Source organism: Citrobacter farmeri (assembly GCF_019048065.1).
GTDB lineage: Bacteria > Pseudomonadota > Gammaproteobacteria > Enterobacterales > Enterobacteriaceae > Citrobacter_A > Citrobacter_A farmeri.
This window is the reverse complement of sequence record NZ_CP077291.1, coordinates 1,428,545-1,447,250: the sequence shown is the minus strand read 5'-3', so window position 1 is coordinate 1,447,250 and position 18,706 is coordinate 1,428,545. Positions and strand designations below refer to the sequence as shown.

The 18,706-nt window shown below is 53.9% G+C and carries 22 protein-coding genes; 5 read left to right on the top strand and 17 right to left on the bottom strand.

The annotated features are described in order from the left end of the window. Nucleotides 1–118: 118 nt before the first annotated feature. Nucleotides 119–1,138, top strand: coding sequence for a LacI family DNA-binding transcriptional regulator (locus tag I6L53_RS06795; RefSeq protein ID WP_042317783.1), 1,020 nt, complete (start codon nt 119–121; stop codon nt 1,136–1,138). 4 nt (nt 1,139–1,142) lie between these two features. Here the strand turns inward: I6L53_RS06795 and yfcD are convergent, their stop codons facing one another. Genes yfcD through yfcF form a run of 3 tightly spaced genes read right to left on the bottom strand, consistent with a single transcriptional unit; the run spans nt 1,143 to nt 3,017 of the window. Continuing rightward, nucleotides 1,143–1,709: an NUDIX hydrolase YfcD gene (gene yfcD / locus I6L53_RS06790; protein ID WP_042317782.1), complete on the bottom strand. Its 567-nt coding sequence runs from the start codon at nt 1,707–1,709 to the stop codon at nt 1,143–1,145. A 56-nt stretch (nt 1,710–1,765) separates the two neighbouring features. Beyond that, nucleotides 1,766–2,317 (bottom strand): phosphodiesterase, encoded by a 552-nt coding sequence (yfcE, locus tag I6L53_RS06785; protein ID WP_042317780.1) that lies wholly within the window; start codon nt 2,315–2,317, stop codon nt 1,766–1,768. Between the two features lie 55 nt (nt 2,318–2,372). Then, on the bottom strand, nt 2,373–3,017 hold the full coding sequence (gene yfcF / locus I6L53_RS06780) for a glutathione transferase (protein ID WP_042317779.1): 645 nt from the start codon (nt 3,015–3,017) through the stop codon (nt 2,373–2,375). 138 nt (nt 3,018–3,155) lie between these two features. Between yfcF and yfcG the strand changes: the two genes are divergently transcribed. From yfcG to I6L53_RS06760, 4 genes are all read left to right on the top strand, one after another. Then, a complete protein-coding gene (gene yfcG, locus I6L53_RS06775) occupies nt 3,156–3,803 on the top strand; it encodes a GSH-dependent disulfide bond oxidoreductase (protein ID WP_042317777.1) in 648 nt (215 codons plus the stop codon). A 54-nt stretch (nt 3,804–3,857) separates the two neighbouring features. Beyond that, a complete protein-coding gene (gene folX / locus I6L53_RS06770) occupies nt 3,858–4,220 on the top strand; it encodes a dihydroneopterin triphosphate 2'-epimerase (RefSeq protein WP_042317776.1) in 363 nt (120 codons plus the stop codon). 20 nt (nt 4,221–4,240) lie between these two features. Further along, nucleotides 4,241–5,134 carry a TIGR01777 family oxidoreductase gene (locus tag I6L53_RS06765; protein WP_042317775.1) on the top strand — a complete coding sequence of 298 codons (894 nt, stop codon included), beginning with the start codon at nt 4,241–4,243 and terminating at the stop codon, nt 5,132–5,134. A gap of 69 nt (nt 5,135–5,203) precedes the next feature. After that, a complete protein-coding gene (locus I6L53_RS06760; protein WP_042317773.1) occupies nt 5,204–5,713 on the top strand; it encodes a GNAT family N-acetyltransferase in 510 nt (169 codons plus the stop codon). 66 nt (nt 5,714–5,779) lie between these two features. Here I6L53_RS06760 and hisP read toward each other — a convergent pair whose 3' ends face one another. The 14 genes from hisP to I6L53_RS06690 form a co-directional block, all read right to left on the bottom strand. Beyond that, a complete protein-coding gene (gene hisP, locus I6L53_RS06755; RefSeq protein ID WP_042317772.1) occupies nt 5,780–6,553 on the bottom strand; it encodes a histidine ABC transporter ATP-binding protein HisP in 774 nt (257 codons plus the stop codon). A gap of 13 nt (nt 6,554–6,566) precedes the next feature. Beyond that, complete coding sequence (gene hisM, locus I6L53_RS06750) at nt 6,567–7,274, bottom strand: histidine ABC transporter permease HisM (RefSeq protein WP_042317771.1); 708 nt, start codon at nt 7,272–7,274, stop codon at nt 6,567–6,569. Beyond that, nucleotides 7,271–7,957, bottom strand: coding sequence for a histidine ABC transporter permease HisQ (locus I6L53_RS06745; RefSeq protein WP_042317770.1), 687 nt, complete (start codon nt 7,955–7,957; stop codon nt 7,271–7,273). Before I6L53_RS06745 ends, hisM begins: the two co-directional genes overlap by 4 nt. 91 nt (nt 7,958–8,048) lie before the next feature. Next, nucleotides 8,049–8,831 carry a histidine ABC transporter substrate-binding protein HisJ gene (hisJ, locus tag I6L53_RS06740; protein WP_042317769.1) on the bottom strand — a complete coding sequence of 261 codons (783 nt, stop codon included), beginning with the start codon at nt 8,829–8,831 and terminating at the stop codon, nt 8,049–8,051. Nucleotides 8,832–9,078: 247 nt separating this feature from the next. Next, the gene (gene argT, locus I6L53_RS06735; protein ID WP_042317767.1) at nt 9,079–9,861 is read right to left on the bottom strand and encodes a lysine/arginine/ornithine ABC transporter substrate-binding protein ArgT; all 783 of its coding nucleotides are present in this window, start codon (nt 9,859–9,861) and stop codon (nt 9,079–9,081) included. Nucleotides 9,862–10,149: 288 nt separating this feature from the next. Next, the gene (locus I6L53_RS06730) at nt 10,150–10,719 is read right to left on the bottom strand and encodes a UbiX family flavin prenyltransferase (protein WP_042317766.1); all 570 of its coding nucleotides are present in this window, start codon (nt 10,717–10,719) and stop codon (nt 10,150–10,152) included. A gap of 94 nt (nt 10,720–10,813) precedes the next feature. Continuing rightward, nucleotides 10,814–12,331, bottom strand: a complete 1,518-nt coding sequence (gene purF, locus I6L53_RS06725; protein ID WP_042317765.1) for an amidophosphoribosyltransferase — start codon at nt 12,329–12,331, stop codon at nt 10,814–10,816. A gap of 34 nt (nt 12,332–12,365) precedes the next feature. Then, nucleotides 12,366–12,854, bottom strand: a complete 489-nt coding sequence (gene cvpA, locus I6L53_RS06720; protein WP_042317764.1) for a colicin V production protein — start codon at nt 12,852–12,854, stop codon at nt 12,366–12,368. A 199-nt stretch (nt 12,855–13,053) separates the two neighbouring features. After that, nucleotides 13,054–13,737, bottom strand: coding sequence for a cell division protein DedD (gene dedD, locus I6L53_RS06715; RefSeq protein ID WP_042317763.1), 684 nt, complete (start codon nt 13,735–13,737; stop codon nt 13,054–13,056). Further along, the gene (gene folC, locus I6L53_RS06710) at nt 13,727–14,995 is read right to left on the bottom strand and encodes a bifunctional tetrahydrofolate synthase/dihydrofolate synthase (RefSeq protein WP_042317922.1); all 1,269 of its coding nucleotides are present in this window, start codon (nt 14,993–14,995) and stop codon (nt 13,727–13,729) included. Before folC ends, dedD begins: the two co-directional genes overlap by 11 nt. Before the next feature lie 68 nt (nt 14,996–15,063). Then, on the bottom strand, nt 15,064–15,978 hold the full coding sequence (gene accD / locus I6L53_RS06705; RefSeq protein ID WP_042317761.1) for an acetyl-CoA carboxylase, carboxyltransferase subunit beta: 915 nt from the start codon (nt 15,976–15,978) through the stop codon (nt 15,064–15,066). A 153-nt stretch (nt 15,979–16,131) separates the two neighbouring features. Then, on the bottom strand, nt 16,132–16,791 hold the full coding sequence (locus tag I6L53_RS06700; RefSeq protein ID WP_042317760.1) for a DedA family protein: 660 nt from the start codon (nt 16,789–16,791) through the stop codon (nt 16,132–16,134). Between the two features lie 28 nt (nt 16,792–16,819). Beyond that, nucleotides 16,820–17,632, bottom strand: a complete 813-nt coding sequence (gene truA, locus I6L53_RS06695) for a tRNA pseudouridine(38-40) synthase TruA (RefSeq protein ID WP_042317759.1) — start codon at nt 17,630–17,632, stop codon at nt 16,820–16,822. Further along, nucleotides 17,632–18,645, bottom strand: a complete 1,014-nt coding sequence (locus I6L53_RS06690; RefSeq protein ID WP_042317758.1) for an aspartate-semialdehyde dehydrogenase — start codon at nt 18,643–18,645, stop codon at nt 17,632–17,634. The genes truA and I6L53_RS06690 overlap by 1 nt, the downstream gene beginning before the upstream one ends. Nucleotides 18,646–18,706: the final 61 nt, after the last annotated feature.

Below are 18,706 nucleotides of genomic sequence, written 5' to 3'. Positions count from 1 at the left end.
AATTACCGGGTAAAATCACAGCATTGAAAGCCATTAAAGGCGTATACTTGCCCAGTATGCGAAGCAAAGAATGACGATAAAAAGCGGCTCAACTGGTTGTAATTGCGCAGGAATGTGTATGTCTCTGACCCGAAAACGACGTAGTACAGGCAAAGTGACTATTGCTGATGTCGCTCAACTTGCTGGTGTCGGCACCATGACCGTCTCTCGCGCACTGCGCACGCCTGAACAGGTTTCCGATAAACTCCGGGAAAAAATAGACGCTGCAGTGCATGAACTGGGCTACATGCCCAATCTGGCAGCAAGTGCGCTGGCGTCTGCGTCGTCACGAACCATTGCGATGGTCGTACCGAATCTCTCTGAGGCTGGCTGCTCGGAGATGTTCGCAGGCTTGCAGGAAGTCCTGCAGCCCGCCGGATACCAGATCATGCTGGCAGAGTCCCGTCATCGCCTGGAACAGGAAGAAACGTTACTGGAGACGCTGCTGGCCTCCAATATTGCCGCCGCCATTTTGCTCAGCGTCGAGCACAGCGACACCGTGCGGAACTGGCTGAAAAACGCCAGAATTCCGGTCATGGAGATGGGGGCGATTCGTAGCGATCCCATTGATATGAACATTGGTATTGATAACGTCGCAGCAATGTTTGAACTCACTGAAATGTTAATTCAACGCGGCTATCAGAACATTGGACTGCTTTGTGCCAATCAGGAACAGTGGATTTTTCAGCAGCACCTGCAGGGCTGGTACAAGGCAATGCTGCGCCACCACATGTCGCCGAATCGGGTGATCAACGCGGCACTCCCCCCCAACTTCTCCACCGGCGCTTCGCAGCTTCCCGAGTTTATTCTCGCCTGGCCTGAACTCGACGCGCTGGTTTGCGTGTCGGATGAACTGGCCTGCGGTGTGCTGTTTGAGTGCCAACGGCGACGCATCAAGGTGCCTGACGATTTAGCGGTAGTTGGATTTGGCGATAGCGATGTGAGCAGGGTTTGCCAGCCGCCGTTGACTACGATGGCAGTGCCACATCGTAAGATTGGCATTGAGGCCGGACGAGCATTACTGGCGCGGTTTGAGGATGGCAACTGGCGCGATCAAAAACCGATCGCCTCCAGTTTATGCGTAAGGGAGAGTTGCTGAGCGGTTACTCGGCTTCTTCCTGCTTCTCTTGCTGCGACTCTGACCTGGCCGCTTCGTTTTTAGCGTTACGGGTCATCCACAGCGCCAGCGCCTTCAGAGAGTCGGGCGTGAATTCATCGCAGCGGGCGGTAATTTCTTCTGGCGTCAGCCAGCACACTTCGCTGACCTCTTCTTCCTGTAAGGCGAACGGGCCATGTGACACACAGCTGAACAGCGCTCCCCAGACGCGACAGTTCTTATCTTCGAAGTAGAACTGACCGTGTTCGGCGAATGGCACACCGGCAATGCCTAACTCTTCTTCCGCTTCGCGGCGGGCAGAATCCAGCAGTTGTTCGTCGGCCTGCACAACGCCACCGGCAGTGGCATCTAACATTCCGGGTAAAAAGTCTTTTGTCTCGGTACGACGCTGCACCAGTATTTTGCCCATCCCGTCGTGTACGACAATATAGGTCGCACGATGACGCAGGCCCTGCGCTCGCATCTGTTCCCGGCTGGATTGCGCAATGACTTCGTTGTCTTCATTCACAATATCCACCCATTCCGTACTTGCCAAACGACGCTGTTCCACCATCAGGAAACCTTCTTTTTCTGGCGCTCTTACGGCGCATTTACATATGTTGGGGTAAATTACGAATTAATCGCAACCTGTGCAATGATACTTTGATCATTGAGTGCGATAACGCTTAAAACATTATCGTCCAGCAGGCCATAACTTGCCTGAAAGCCCCCCTTAGGAATGCTCACTGAACCCGGGTTGAAGTGATAAATATCGCCCTTTTTATCAGCCACCGGCAGATGCGTATGCCCATACACCAGGACATCGCTGGCGCGTAGAGCGGGCAGATTATCCGGCCCAAAGAGATGACCATGCGTCAGAAACAGCCGCTGATTTTCCAGTAGTACCTGCTGCCAGGGCGCGGTCATTGGAAACTTCAGCAGCATCTGATCAACTTCGCTATCACAGTTTCCCCGTACGGCGATAATCTGCGCCGCCTGCTCATTGAGTCGCTCAGCCACCTGAGCGGGCGCGTAGCCTTCGGGTAAAGCATTTCGCGGCCCGTGGTTGAGTACATCTCCCAGTATCACCAGCCACTGCGCGCCGCTGCGGGAAAACAAGGTCAGCACGCGCTCTGTGGCAGGTAAGGACCCGTGAATGTCGGATGCAAACATCAGTTTCATCACATACTCCGTGTCATCAAAAACCGCATTATGATACTGGATTGTAGACGCTTTATCAGCCTGAACGCTTCGCGGAAAGCGCAATATAACGCTGGACAGATGCGCGTTGCCATTGAAATGCTGCATATTCCGCCAGCCGCTCCGGGACGTCGTCGCCGTTGAGAACCAGACGGTTGAGCATCAGGGCTAAATCGGTATCCGCCAGACACCATTCTCCGAACAGATTTGGCATACCGTGTGCCAACAGATTCCCCGCGGTGGCGAACAGTTTTTCCGCGCTGACTTTCCCCGCTTCGCTCAGCGGTCCTTTCTTTACCCCACCAAAAACGACATCCGTCGGACGCTCTTCTCGTATGGGCATTAAATCACTGCGTAACCATGCCTGTATCTGCCGCGCACGCGCGCGCTTTTGCAGGTCATGAGGGTAGATTCGCTCCCAGGTGGGCGGCGCAAAACTGTCTTCCAGATATTCAGCTATCGCGGAGGACTCGCTCAGCTCAAAACCATCTATCTCCAGCAATGGCACCCTGCGAGTCAGTGCATAGCCCTGCCAGCCCGGTTGTAGATGTTCACCATTATCAAGGTCGACGGTTTTCAGGCTAAACGGCAGTCCCTTTTCCTGCAAAGCGACATAGACAGACAGCACGTAGGGAGAGAAAAAGTTCGCGTCTGACCAAAGCGTGATGTTGGGTTTACTCATAGCATCCTCGTCGTTATTAGGCTTTTCTCCCAACATAGAGGGTCTTTCGCTCGCTGTCACCTGATGAAAACTCACACAGCACGACAGGCTTTCTATACTTGTGGTTGGCTTATCCGATAAACACGTTGTGGAGCTGCAATGATCGACCTTTATTACGCCCCGACACCCAATGGGCACAAGATTACGATCTTCCTTGAAGAGGCTGCGCTGGACTACCGACTCATTAAGGTGGATATCAGTAGAGGTAATCAGTTTCGCCCTGATTTTCTCGCCATTTCACCCAACAACAAAATCCCCGCCATCGTCGATCATGCTCCGGTCGATGGCGGCGCACCGCTCAGCCTGTTTGAGTCCGGCGCCATTTTGCTCTATCTGGCAGAAAAGAGCGGCCTGTTGCTTAGCGGCGAATTGCGCGAACGCCATACCACGCTGCAATGGCTGTTCTGGCAGGTGAGCGGGCTGGGGCCGATGCTCGGTCAGAATCACCATTTCAACCATTTCGCCCCGCAGGCCATCCCCTATGCTATCGAGCGCTATCAGGTGGAAACACAGCGGCTGTACAGCGTCCTCAATAAACGGCTGGAAACATCGCCGTGGCTGGGCGGCGAGCATTACAGCATTGCCGATATCGCCTGCTGGCCGTGGGTAAACGCCTGGCAGCGTCAGCGCGTCGATCTTGACATGTTCCCCGCCGTGAAGAATTGGGCTGAACGCATTCGCAGTCGGCCCGCTACGGAGCGCGCAATGATGCTGGCACAGCAGGATCCTGCGAGTGCAAAAAGATAACGCGGCCGGGTTCTCGTGTATCATGCGAGAGTTCATACATGGAGGAGACCTGCAATGTCACATCATGACGCTATAATTCGTATAAAAAACCTTCGCTTACGCACTTTCATCGGTATCAAAGAGGAAGAGATCAATAACCGACAGGATATTGTCATCAACGTTGCGATTCACTATCCGGCAGACAGGGCCCGCGTCAGCGAAGATATCAATGACGCGTTGAATTACCGTACGATCACCAAAAACATCATCCTGCACGTTGAGAACAACCGCTTCTCATTGTTAGAAAAATTAACCCAGGATGTGCTCGATATCGCACGCGAACACCACTGGGTCACTTATGCTGAAGTGGAAGTCGACAAACTACACGCGTTGCGTTATGCCGATTCTGTCTCCATGACGTTGAGCTGGCAGCGCTAACCGCTATCACGGGAGGCTGCATGAAGATACTGGTAACCGGAGGGACTGGCCTTATCGGAGGACACCTGGTCCCGCGCCTGCAGGAACTGGGTCATCAGGTGACGGTATTGACCCGCCGCCCCGATGACGCCCGAAAAAAACTCAATGATCGGGTCATACTGTGGAACACACTGGAAGATAAGCACAACCTCGACGGTATCGATGCGGTGATTAACCTGGCCGGTGAACCCATTGCTGACAAGCGCTGGACGACAGAGCAAAAAGATCGCCTGTGCCAGAGCCGCTGGCGCATCACCCAGAAACTGGCAGACCTCATTAACGCCAGTGAGACGCCGCCGTCGGTACTGATTTCGGGTTCTGCCACAGGTTATTACGGTGATTTGGGTGAGGTGGTTGTCACCGAGGAAGAGCCTCCGCATAACGAATTCACCCATAAGCTTTGCGCCCGCTGGGAACAAATTGCCTGTGAGGCGCAAAGCGACAAAACTCGCGTTTGCCTGCTGCGTACCGGTGTCGTGCTGGCACCAAAGGGGGGAATCCTCGCCAAAATGATCCCGCCGTTTCGCCTGGGCCTCGGTGGTCCCATTGGCAACGGTCGCCAGTATCTGTCCTGGATCCACATTGATGACATGGTCAATGCGATCCTCTGGCTGCTGGATAACGACCTGCGTGGACCGTTCAACATGGTTTCACCTTATCCGGTACGCAATGAGCAGTTTGCTCATGCGCTGGGTCATGCCCTGCAGCGGCCTGCGATTCTTCGCGTACCGGCTACGGTTATTCGCCTGCTGATGGGCGAGTCGTCCGTGCTGGTGCTGGGTGGGCAGCGTGCCCTGCCAAAACGACTGGAAGCCGCCGGATTTCCCTTCCGTTGGTATGACCTTGAAGAAGCGTTGGCGGATGTCATTCGCTAACATCCTCCCTGTTCACCCCCGCCATTCCGGTGGTAAGGTAGTCTCACTGGCTTCCGGAATGGCGATTTTATGGCACGACTCATAACCGAACGACTGACGCTTTCCCCGTTTCAACCCACAGACTGGCCCTTTTTCCTCGCGCTTCGTGAAAATCCGGACGTTATGCGTTTCATGGGCAACCTCTGCCCCGAACGCGAAACGCGTTTGCTGTTTGCACGTCGCCTTACGTCTAAACACACTTTCGTGATCCGCCAGCATAACGATGCCACGCCACTGGGCGATATTGGTTTGCAAATCAGCCATCATTTTCCGCAGGAAGCGGATATCGGTTATTGCGTGATCCCCGCCGTCCAGGGACGCGGTATCGCCAGTGAAGCCGTTCGGGCTGTCTGCGACTATGCCTTCCGCGATGCCGGTGTGAAAGCCATCAACGCCTGGGTGCTAGCCGAGAATCAGGGGTCAGTTCGTCTGCTGGAAAAGCTCGGATTTGTGCGTACGCAAGTACTGGAGAAAGCGTTTGAGGTCAACGGCATCCGCTATGATGACTGGGGATACCGTCTGGAGGCAGAAGCATTTTAGCGTCTGATGGCGCGATGCATAATCAGACCACCAGGCTCTGATTAACACCACGCCAACAGCGAAATGTCACTTTAGCGATCCTTTCAGGAACTGTTGCAGGCGTGGACTTTGCGGATTGCCAAAGAGTTGCTCCGGATCCCCCTCTTCTTCGATTTTCCCCTGATGCAGAAAAATAACGTGGCTGGAAACATGGCGAGCAAAGCCCATTTCATGCGTCACCACCACCATCGTTTTTCCCTCTTCCGCCAGTTGCTGCATGATACGCAGCACCTCACCCACCAGTTCAGGATCCAGCGCCGAAGTCGGTTCATCAAAGAGCAACACTTCTGGTTCCATTGCCAACGCGCGCGCAATCGACACCCGCTGCTGCTGACCACCAGAAAGATGCACCGGATATTTCCCCTGGGCACGTTCATCAATGCCGACTTTTGCCAGGTATTTGATCGCCCGTTCGCGGGCCTCCTGTTTGCTCAGACCCAGTACCTGAATCGGCGCTTCCATCACGTTTTCCAGCACCGTCATGTGGCTCCACAGGTTAAAATGCTGAAACACCATCGTCAGACGCGTACGCAGTAAACGAAGCTGATTTTTATCCGCCACCTTTAGCTGACCATCTTTGTCACGCACCAGGTTGATGTTCTGGCCATTGACCACAATCGACCCTTCGCTCGGTTTTTCGAGGAAGTTTATGCAGCGCAAGAACGTGCTTTTCCCCGATCCGGATGAGCCAATAATACTGATCACATCCCCGGCGTTGGCCTGCAGCGAAACCCCTTTCAGCACTTCGTGTTCGCCGTAGCGTTTGTGCAAATCGATAACGTTTAATTTATTCTCAGACATCGTGTTACTCGAATTATTTAGAGGAAACATGCTGCAACCAGCGTCTTTCCGCCCGGCGGAAGAGGCTTATCAGGACATACGATATGATCAGGTACAGTACGGCGGCAATACCGAAGGCGGTAAAGGGCTGATAGGTCGCCGAGTTAATATCACGGGCGATTTTCAGCAGATCCGGGACCGTCGCGGTGAAGGCCAGCGCCGTGGAGTGCAGCATCAAAATGACTTCGTTGCTGTACGCGGGTAACGCGATACGCAGCGCCGAAGGCAGAATAATGCAACGATACATTTTGAATGAGGAGAAACCATACGCCCGCGCCGCTTCAATTTCACCGTGTGGAACCGAGCGAATCGCCCCGGCGAAAATCTCCGTCGTATACGCACAGGTGTTCAGCGTCAGCGCCAGAACGGTACAGTTCAGACCGCTGCGGAAAAAGGCGTTAAGAAAATCAGTGCCTTTGACTATTTCCAGCGTGTACATCCCTGAATAGAACACCAGTAGCTGAACATACAGCGGTGTCCCACGGAAAATATAGGTAAATAGCCAGATGGGAAACTGAACGAATTTGTTGCTGGAGACGCGGCCAATCGCCAGAATCACCGCCAGAAGACCGCCCATCACCACGGAGGAGATCAGCAGCCACAGCGTAATCGCCACGCCCGTAAAGCGATAACCGTCCGTCCACAACAGGGATTTCCAGTACTCCTGAATAATCTCGATCACAGGTCAGCCCTCTTCACACCGACGGAATAACGGCGCTCAAGGAACAACAGCACACCATTGGAAACCGTAGTAAAAACCAGATAGATAAGTCCGCAGACGATGGCGAAATAGAAAGGCTCCCAGGTACTCTTCCCGGCCAGTTGCGTGGCTTTTACCACATCTTCCAGACCGAGCAACGAGACCAGCGCTGTCGCTTTGAGGATCACCTGCCAGTTGTTGCCAATCCCCGGCAGCGCATATCGCATCATCGCCGGAAACATAATGCGACGAAAGGTTTGCGAAGAGGTGAAACCGAAGGCCGTCGCCGCTTCAATATGACCTTTAGGGACCGCCATAAAGGCACCGCGAAAAGTTTCCGTAAAATAGGCGCCGTAAATAAAGCCGAGCGTAATAATACCGGCGACCATCGGGTCGATATCAATCTGGTTGATGCCTATCGCATCAGTTAACGCGTTAAGTGCTATCTGCAAGCCATAAAAAATCAGCAGCATCAGCACCAGATCCGGCACCCCGCGAATGAGGGTGGTATATCCTTCGAAAATAAGCCCCGTCACCCGGTTTTGCGAGAGTTTGGCCCCCGCCCCGACGAGGCCGATCAGAACGGCCAACACCACGGAACTGAGAGCCAGCTCCAGCGTGACAATTGCGCCCTGTAAAATAACACCTGAAAACCCGTACAACATGCTGCCTGTCCTGTCGTGAGTGGCGAGTTAGAAGCCTCTTTTCTCCCTCCTGACAACAGGAGGGAGCGGACTTTATCTGCACCTGCGGTGATTAACCGCCATAAACATCAAAATCAAAGTACTTCTTCGCCAGCTTCTCGTAAGTTCCGTCAGCGCGCATTTCTGCAAACGCTTTGTTCAGGGCTTCGCGCAATTCGTTATCCTCTTTGCGCAGACCCATACCGGTCCCTACACCAAACAGTTTCTCGTCTTTCACAGACGGGCCGCCGAATTTGTAATCTTTGCCAACGGGTTGTTTCAGGAAGCCTTCGCTCGCGGCAACTTCGTCCTGGAATGCGGCATCAATACGCCCGGCAGTCAGGTCGGAGTAAATATTGTCCTGGCCCTGATACGAAACGATTTCGATGCCTTTTGGCGCCCAGTGTTCGTTACCAAACGTCTCCTGGGTGGTGCCCTGCAGCACACCGACGCGTTTGCCTTTCAGCGACTCAACGGTAGGTTGAATGTCAGACGTATTAGCCACCACCAGACGAGAGTCGGCTGCATAAAGTTTGTCGGTGAAGGCGATTTCCTGCTGACGTTTTTCAGTAATCGAAAGCGAGGACATGATCGCGTCGATTTTCTTCGCTTTCAACGAAGGGATCAGCGCATCCAGCGGGTTCTCAACGAAGGTACATTGTGTATTGATACGTTTGCACAGCTCTTTCGCCAGATCGATATCAAAACCGACTAATTCCCCCTGGGCATTCTTTGACTCAAACGGGGCGTAGGTCGGATCGGTACCAATACGAACTTTTTGCGGAATGGCGGCAAATGCTGCGGTAGCACTGGAGAAAGCCAGGACCAGAGAAAGAGATAACACCAGTTTTTTCATAACTATCCTCAACAGACTGTCTTTTATAGGGGATGTTTACAGGACCAGGTGCAGTTATCGTGCCACTAATCGGGTCGACAAGGCAAAACATTCTACCCTGTCGCCCGGTTTAATTTGCATGAAAAGCGCTTAAATATGCACTCCCGCCCTGTTTACCCGCAATAATTGCACCATGAGGGTGCATTTCTCCTGTCACGCACCGCAATGGCTAACCCAAACGGTGCAATCCGCTCCCCTTATCGAGGTATCAGTCGCCGTAGACGTTAAAGTCAAAGTACTTTTTCGCCATCTTGTCATAAGTGCCATCCTGACGCAGATCGGCCAGCGCCTTATCAAAGGCGGCCTTTAGTTCAGCATCATCTTTACGTAAACCGACACCCGTGCCGTCGCCGAAGTACTTTTTATCTTTGACGGAAGGACCGGCAAAAGCATAGTCTTTGCCCGCAGGCTGTTTGAGGAAGCCTTCGCTGGCAGCCACTTCATCCTGCAATGCCGCATCTAGACGGCCCGCAGTCAGGTCGGAATAGATCAGATCCTGGTTTGCATAGGCCACCACATCCACGCCCTTACTGCGCCAGATATCATTGGCATACGCTTCCTGAGTTGAGCCTTGTAACACGCCAACGTGCTTACCTTTCAGGGCGTCAAGCGTCGGTTGAATCGGTGAGCCTTTTGCCGCGATCAAACGCGAGTCCGCCGCGTACAACTTGTCAGAAAAGGCAATTTCCTGCTGGCGCTTATCGGTAATAGAGAGCGAAGAGATAATGGCATCAATTTTCTTCGCTTTGAGTGATGGGATCAGCGCATCAAAATCACTGGCGACCCAGGTACATTTGACCTGCATACGCTTACACATCTCATTGCCCAGATCGATATCAAAGCCGACAAAATCGCCTTTAGCGTCTTTCGAAGAGAACGGGGCATAGGTTGTGTCTGTGCCAATGCGCACCGTTTGCGGCAGCGCGGCATAGCTCGATGCAGTAGCAGAAAGACCAATCAGCAATGACAGAGCGAGAATTGACTTCTTCATACATAACCCTCAAGTGGAATGACTTTATTATGTTTTACGTTGTGTTGTGTGTTTGCAGGCTTTTTCATGCAGGTCTTATGCCATTTTCGCGCCGCGCGGGATATTCGACGTTAAATATGTTAATAAAACGTTGCAATATTGTCCTGATGTTGAAGATAGCAGGTCTGCAGGATGAACCGCAGCGTTTCGACGGGATTTAGCGAATTAAATGTTGAGGATATGATCGCGGTTACAAAATTGCCCTGAAACAGGGCAACTGATGCAAAAAGGCACGCTGACGGCGCAGCATTATGCCCCCTGCCAACGGGTGAAGAGGTCCTGCGGCAGGGCAACATCAAACTGATCGAGTACGCGATTAACTGTTTGATTAATCACATCATCCAGTGTCTGAGGTCGATGATAAAACGCCGGAACCGGCGGCATAATGACGGCACCAATTTCCGCCGCCTGAGTCATTAGGCGCAGATGCCCAAGATGGAGCGGCGTTTCCCGAACGCACAGCACCAGCGGACGGCGCTCTTTCAACACCACGTCTGCCGCGCGGGTCAACAAGCCATCGGTATAGCTATGCACAATACCGGAAAGCGTTTTGATAGAGCATGGCAGAATCACCATGCCAGCCGTCGGAAATGAGCCTGATGAAATGCTGGCGGCAATATCACGCGCATCGTGCGTCACGCTGGCGAGCGCCTGAACGTCACGCAAGGATAAGTCAGTCTCGAGAGACAGCGTCTGGCGGGCGGCCTGACTCATGATCAGATGCGTTTCAACGTCCGGTACATCGCGCAAAACCTGTAACAGCCGCACGCCGTAAATGGCACCGCTGGCACCGCTGATCCCTACTATGAGTCGTTTCATGATTTATCGCCCTGTCTGACTTCTGGGCTGACTTTGCAGGATTTTATGGGGAGTTGCAAGTCAGGGGGCGGATTCGCCCCCTGGCAGGTCAGGATTACCCTTCGTTATGCATCTCGAGGTTTTCGACTTCGTTCTGCAACTGAACCGCTTTGGCATCGTCATTACGCAGGGAATCGAGGAAATCGAGATACTGCTGATCCACATCCTTCGTGACGTATACGCCGTTAAACACGGAACATTCAAACTGCTGAATATCCGGGTTCTCGGCACGCACGGCGTCAATTAGATCGTTAAGATCCTGAAAGATAAGACCGTCTGCACCGATGATCTGGCGAATCTCATCTACTTCGCGACCATGTGCAATCAGCTCGTTTGCGGTAGGCATGTCGATACCGTACACGTTCGGGAAACGAATTTCTGGTGCGGCGGAAGCCAGATACACTTTCTTCGCCCCCGCCTCACGCGCCATCTCAATAATCTGCTCTGAGGTGGTGCCGCGCACGATGGAGTCATCCACCAGCAGGACGTTTTTATCACGGAACTCCGCACGGTTAGCGTTCAGTTTGCGGCGTACAGACTTACGGCGTAACTGTTGTCCCGGCATGATAAAGGTACGACCGACATAGCGGTTTTTCACAAATCCCTGACGGTACGGCTTGCCGAGAATACGCGCAATTTCCAGCGCGATATCGCAGGAGGTTTCTGGAATCGGAATGACCACATCGATATCCAGATCTTCCCATTCGCGGGCAATCTTTTCGCCAAGCTTTGTCCCCATATTCACACGGGCGCTGTAGACGGAAATCTTGTCGATGAAGGAGTCCGGACGCGCGAAGTAAACATATTCGAACAGACACGGATTGCTGACCGGGTTTTCAGCACACTGACGGGTGAACAGTTGCCCTTTCTCAGTGATATAGACCGCTTCACCCGACGCAACATCACGCAGAAATTCAAAGCCCAGGGTATCCAGCGCGACGCTCTCAGACGCCACCATATACTCGGTGCGACCATCACCGATATCGCGTTTACCCAACACCAGCGGACGGATACCGTTCGGGTCGCGAAAGGCCACCATCCCGTGACCGATAATCATCGCCACGCAGGCATACGCGCCGCGGATCTGGCGATTAGTCGCGGCAATCGCAGCAAAAATATTGTCTGCTTCCAGCGGATAGTGGCGGAAGTTATCCAGTTCGCTGGCGAAGATATTGAGCAGAATCTCAGAATCTGAGGTGGTATTGATATGGCGGCGCTTCTCTTCAAACAGCTTTTTACGCAGTTCGTGGGCATTGGTCAGATTGCCATTGTGGGCAAGCGTGATGCCGTACGGAGAGTTGACGTAGAAAGGTTGAGCTTCAGAGGCGCTGGAGCTACCAGCCGTTGGGTAACGCACATGACCGATGCCCATGTTGCCCTGCATACGCTGCATGTGACGAGCTTCAAATACATCACTCACCAGGCCGTTTGCTTTACGCAAACGGAAGCAGTTATTTGCATCGATGGTGATAATGCCAGCGGCATCCTGACCACGATGCTGGAGCACTGTTAAGGCGTCATAAATCGACTGGTTAACCGGCATAACACCGGCGATACCGACAATACCGCACATACGTCTTTTTCCTCGTTAAGCTACAACCCAACGCTTATGCTCTGGGCAAGAAACTTGACGAGCTTTGCAGATAGTCAAAGAACCATCTGATGATGAAACTGAACTCCGGGATCAGTTGTGACTTACTCCAGTCTTCGCTTTTCGACAGGCCGGTAAAGGTGTCGAGAAAGAACAGAATGGCAGCAACAATCAACACACCACGCAGAGCCCCGAAACAGACTCCCAGAACCCGGTCGGTACCTGACAGACCGGTTTTCTCAACCAGTTGCCCTACCACGTAGTTCACAATGGCGCCGACGATCAGCGTCGCGATAAACAGCACCGCGATGGCAATCCCGTTTCGAACCAGTTCGTCTTCAAAGCCCGAAAACCAGACAGACAGGTAAGTGTAGTAATGGCTGGCGACAAAGAAAGCACAACCCCATGTCACCAACGATAACGCTTCACGAACAAAGCCACGGATCAGGCTAACCAGACAGGAAAACCCAATCACCGCGATAATGGCGTAATCAATCCAGACCATATGTGTCCCACGATTTTACGCCCTGTCGTCCTGTTCGGGGCGCATTCTAACAGAAAAAGAAAACGTTTGCGTAGGGATTTCCTTCCCGCGCGTAAATAAAAATGGCGCTGAAAAAATATTCAACGCCATCAGACTTTTTGCCTCTTCGGGCATTGCCGGACGCGGTGGCATCACCCTGTCCGGCGGATAAAACCGTGACTCAATTCGGGTTGTAGCCCATCACCACACCGCTTAATCCGGAGATTTGCTGTAACTCGCCGAGCGAACCTTTCAGCTTGTCGCGCGATGCATCCGGCCCCACGAGAATACGGGTTATTTTACCCTGTACTGGCGTTGACGGAGAAGTATATACCCGGAAACCCGCACTACGAAGTTTACCCACGATCTCATTGACCTTATCGGCATTTTTCAGCGCGCCGAGCTGTACAACGTAGGCTTTGCCCGTCGGCGCCGGTTTCTCTTCCGTCGCTGGTTTTGGCGCAGGAGCCGGTTCGGGCGTAGCCTCCACAGGCGGCTGCGGCTTCGGTTGTGGCTTCGGTTTTTCAACCGGTTTAGGTTTGGGTTGCTCTACGGGCGCTGGCGTCGGTTCAAGCTCAGGGTTGTTGGCTGACGCATAGCGTGAAGGATCCAGCGACGGAGCCGCCGCATCGCCTGCACGCACCTCTTCCGCCGCCCCTTCTGGCGGTTGAGTGGGTAATGCCTGTGTTGCCGCGGGCATCATATCCGGTTCGTCGCGATCGCCTGGTTTCGGAACCAGCGGGATCGCTGCGAATTCATCCTGATAATGTTTTTTCTGCCCGTCGAGCAGCCCGGGCAGCACAATCACGCCCAGCGCAACCAGCACAATCGTGCCGACTAAACGATTCTGAAACTTACTCGCCACCGATTCTCCCCGCGTCCATCACTTCCATGACATGTGCAACCGTGTGAAACGAGCCACACACCAGTACGGTATCTTCTGGTCTCGCGTCTGCCAGAGCAGCGTGCCATGCCAGCGCGACACTGTCATAGACACTGCCTTTACCGAGATGTTCCAGCAGCTGCTCTGCCGTCGCCCCTCGAGGGCCTTCCAGCGGAGCACAATACCAGTCGTCAACCACGCTTTTCAACCAGGCCAACGTCCCTGCGATATCCTTATCATGTAGCATACCGATAACGGCAAGAACGCGCCCCCTTTTCGGCAACATTTTCAGCCGTCCGGTCAGATATTCCGCCGCATGGGGATTATGCGCGACATCGAGGATGACGCGCGGCGACTCGCTCACAATCTGGAAACGTCCCGGTAAAATCGCCTGGGCAATGCCGTCGCGGATCGCCTGCTCGCTGACGTTCAGACCACTGGCGCGCAGTGCCGCCAGCGCGGTCGCCGCATTGGGCTGTGGCACCTGAGGTAGCGGTAAATCGGCCAGCGTGCCATGGCCGTCGCGGAAGGACCACCCCGTCTCCGTTACCGTAAACTGCCAGTCTTCGCCACGGCGCTGTAACCGCGCACCTTTCTCCTGCGCCACATCGGCAATGGTAGAGGGCATTTCCGGTTCGCCGACAATCGCCGGCTTATCCGCACGGAAGATGCCGGCCTTTTCGCGACCAATGCTTTCACGATCGGGACCCAGCCAGTCGGTATGATCCAGCGCAATGCTGGTGACCACGGCAACATCGGCATCGACAATGTTCGTCGCGTCCAGTCGTCCACCCAACCCGACCTCCAGAATCACCACATCCAGTTGCGCCTGCTTAAACAGCCACAGCGCAGACAGCGTGCCGTATTCAAAATAGGTCAGCGAGATATCCCCACGTGCCGCTTCGATCTCCGCGAAGGATTCGGTGTGGGCCGCTTCGGGCAATTCTTTGCCCTGCACGCGCACACGTTCAGTGTAGCGCACCAGATGCGGTGAACTGTATACCCCGACTTTGTATCCCGCCGCCGTCAGTATGGATTCCAGCGTCCGGCAGGTGGTGCCTTTGCCATTGGTGCCGGCCACGGTGAAGACAAACGGCGCAGGCTTCAGCACACGCAGTCGCGCAGCCACCTGGCTTACGCGTTCCAGGCCCAGATCGATCGTTTTTGCGTGGAGGTTTTCCAGATAAGAAAGCCACGAGGCCAGGGGCGACGCGGCTTTAGGAATGCGTTTGTTATTCATGATGCCCGTAAATTCGTTACGTTGAGAAAGCAAAAGGGCAGCGCCTGTGGCCCTGCCCTTTTCAGTTATCAGGCCTCGGGTTCCTGATCCGGCACCGGTGGCACCACCACGCCTTCACGCGGAGTATCCGGATTCGGCGCCGGCAGATTCATCAGCTTCGCCAGAATGCTTGCCAGTTTTAGGCGCATCTCCGGACGGCGGACGATCATATCGATAGCGCCTTTTTCGATCAGAAACTCACTGCGCTGGAATCCCGGCGGCAGTTTCTCACGTACGGTTTGTTCGATAACGCGCGGACCAGCAAAGCCGATCAGCGCTTTCGGTTCAGCGATGTTGAGATCGCCCAGCATCGCGAAGCTTGCAGAGACACCGCCCATCGTTGGGTCGGTCAGCACGGAGATGTACGGCAGACCGCGCTCCTGCATTTTTGCCAGCGCCGCAGAGGTTTTCGCCATCTGCATCAGCGACATCAGCGCTTCCTGCATACGCGCGCCGCCGGAGGCGGAGAAGCACACCAGCGGGCAGTTATCTTCCAGCGCCTGCTCAACAGCACGCACAAAACGTGCGCCAACCACAGACCCCATCGAGCCGCCCATGAAAGCAAACTCAAATGCCGCGGCGACAACCGGCATACCGTGAAGCGTGCCTTTCATCACCACCAGCGCATCTTTCTCGCCGGTTTCCTTTTGCGCGGAAGCCAGACGGTCTTTGTATTTCTTGGAGTCACGGAACTTCAGTACGTCTTTCGGCTCAAGTTCGCTACCCAGCTCCACCAGCGTTCCTTCATCTAACAGGCTATGCAGGCGGTTACGCGCCGACATACGCATGTGATGGTCACACTTCGGACAGACCTCAAGATTACGTTCCAGCTCAGCACGGTATAAAACCTGACCGCAGCTATCACACTTAGTCCACACCCCTTCAGGAATGCTTGCCTTGCGGGTGGGAGTAATGTTGCTTTTAATTCGTTCAATCCAGCTCATTTATGACCTTTCTGCCTGAACCTGGTGTGTTCCAGTTTTGCCGTGGGGGCGCATAATGCCATTTTTGCCCCCAACAGACCATGAATGTTGCACATTAAAACATAACAGCCCGAAACTTTGGACAAAAAAGTGGTCGAACCGCCGAGTTAGTTTCTATTTTGTTACACGTGACGCAGCGCGTTTATGGCGAATAATTTCCACCACGCCCGGCAGAACAGACACCACAATAATCCCTACAATCAGCAATTTAAGGTTGTTCTGAATCATCGGAATGGTACCAAAGAAGTAACCTGCGTAAGTAAAGAGCAGAACCCACAGCAGAGCGCCTATCACGTTATAAGCCGCAAAATGACGATAAGACATATGTCCCATTCCCGCCACAAACGGCGCAAATGTTCTGACGATCGGCACAAAACGGGCGAGAATGATGGTTTTTCCACCGTGTTTTTCGTAAAACTGGTGCGTTTTGTCCAGATAGCTGCGACGGAAAATCTTCGAGTTCGGGTTACTGAATAACTTCTCACCAAACAATCGACCAATAGTGTAGTTCACTGCATCGCCGACAATCGCGGCAATCAGCATCAACAACACCATCACGTGCACATTGAGATCGTTGGTGCCAAGCGACGCCAGCGCCCCCGCCACAAACAGCAGAGAATCCCCTGGCAGGAACGGCGTCACCACCAGTCCGGTTTCACAAAACAGAATCAGAAACAAAATCGCGTAAACCCAGACGCCGTATTCTGCGACCAGTTCCGCCAGATGCACATCAATGTGCAGGATAAAATCGATGAGAAAATAAATCAGGTCCATAGTTGCCTATACCTTTGTACGACGCAAATTAGTCCGCCAGAAAGAGCGGGCCCATGGGCGGTTTAGGAAGATCAAACCGGTCAGGGTAGTCCACCGCCACCAGATACAGTCCTTCAGCTTTCGCCGTTGCCGCTGCAAGCGTTCTGTCCTTTGCCGCTAACAACTCTGCTATCCAGCTCTCCGGCTGGTTGTGGGCACCTACTTCCATCAGGCTGCCAACAATGTTCCTGACCATATGATGTACAAAGGCATTCGCTTTGATATCGACCACCACATACGCGCCATGACGCGAAACAGTGATGTGCATCACGTTGCGCCACGGTGTGCGCGACTGGCACTGGACGGCGCGAAACGACGTAAAGTCATTCTCGCCAATCAGACACTGCGCCGCACGATGCATGCGCTCGGCGTCCAGCGGCTCATAATAATGCGTCACACCTTTACCTAACACCGCCGGACGTAACCGATGATTGTAGATGATGTAACGATATCGGCGAGCCGTAGCGCTGAAACGTGCGTGAAAATCTTCCGGTACAGCTTTCACCCATCGCACCGCAATGTCACCAGGTAAATTCGCATTTACACCCAGTGTCCATGCCGCATCTTTGCGCAGCGCGGAGGTTTCAAAATGCACAACCTGCCCGGTGCCGTGCACGCCGGCATCAGTGCGTCCGGCGCAAAAGACGTTAATCGGCTCGTTGGCGACCTGCGAGAGCGCCTTTTCCAGCTTTTCCTGCACACTGCGGACTTCATTCTGACGCTGCCAGCCATAATATTTGCTACCGTCATACTCGATGCCCAGCGCAATTCTATACACCGGCAGTTGTTGCTGGTCAGACATCAGTACAGATACTCCTGCACCAGTTTTTCCGCGATCTTCACCGCCATCAGCGCGCCGCCAAAGCGGATATTATCCGCCACGGACCAGAACTGAACCTGCTCCGGCATGCCGTAATCGTTACGCACGCAGCCCACGGAGAGGTGTGCGCTGCCTGTGGCGTCGCCAACCTGAGTCGGGAAATCACTCTCTTCTGACAGCACAATGTCTTCACCACGGGCAAAAGCATCGCGTGCCTCTTCGGCAGCCAGTGGACGCAGAGCTTCAAAAGCCACCATCTGCGCGTGACCGTAAAACACCGGGGACTGAACGCAGTTTGCCGAGATCATCACCCCCTCGTCCTGCATGATTTTGCGGACTTCATCGACGATCCGCCGCTCTTCACGCACGCTACCTTCGCGATCCGGCAACAGCGGCAACATGTTGAACGCCAGCTGGCGGCCAAAGAAATCATCGTCATCGACAGGGATCCCGTTCAGCAATTTCGCGCTCTGTCCAGCCAGAGCATCGACGGCTTTCTTGCCGTGCGCTGACGCAGAAAGCAGACTGGTTACGGTGATGCGAGAGAGTCCCCCTTGATCGATGAGCGGCTTCAACGCGGCCAGCAACTGGCTGGTCAGGCTGTTCGGCACGGCAATCACATTACGATTGCGGTAATCTGCCAGCACAAACGGATTCACTTCCGGCACCACCAGCGGGACGTCCGGCTCGAGTGCAAACAGACCGCTGGAATCAATGACCAGACAGCCCGCATTAGTCGCCTCTTCTACCCAGGCTGCCGTGGCGTCGACGCCGGCAACGAAAAAGGCCAGTTGCGCCTGCGTCCAGTCGAATTCAGCCGCATCCTGCACAATCACTGACTTACCACCAAAGCGCAGATGTTCGCCTGCGCTTTCATTACGCGCCAGCGCAAAAATTTCTCCAACCGGGAACTGACGTTCAGCCAGGGTTTCAAGCAACGCTTCGCCGACGGCGCCCGTCGCGCCGAGGACGGCAATATTCCAGCCTTCAGACATGGTGGTTTACTCCAGAAAAGCATAAGCTTCCCTGCCGATTATTCGTCAGGGAGCATTAAGA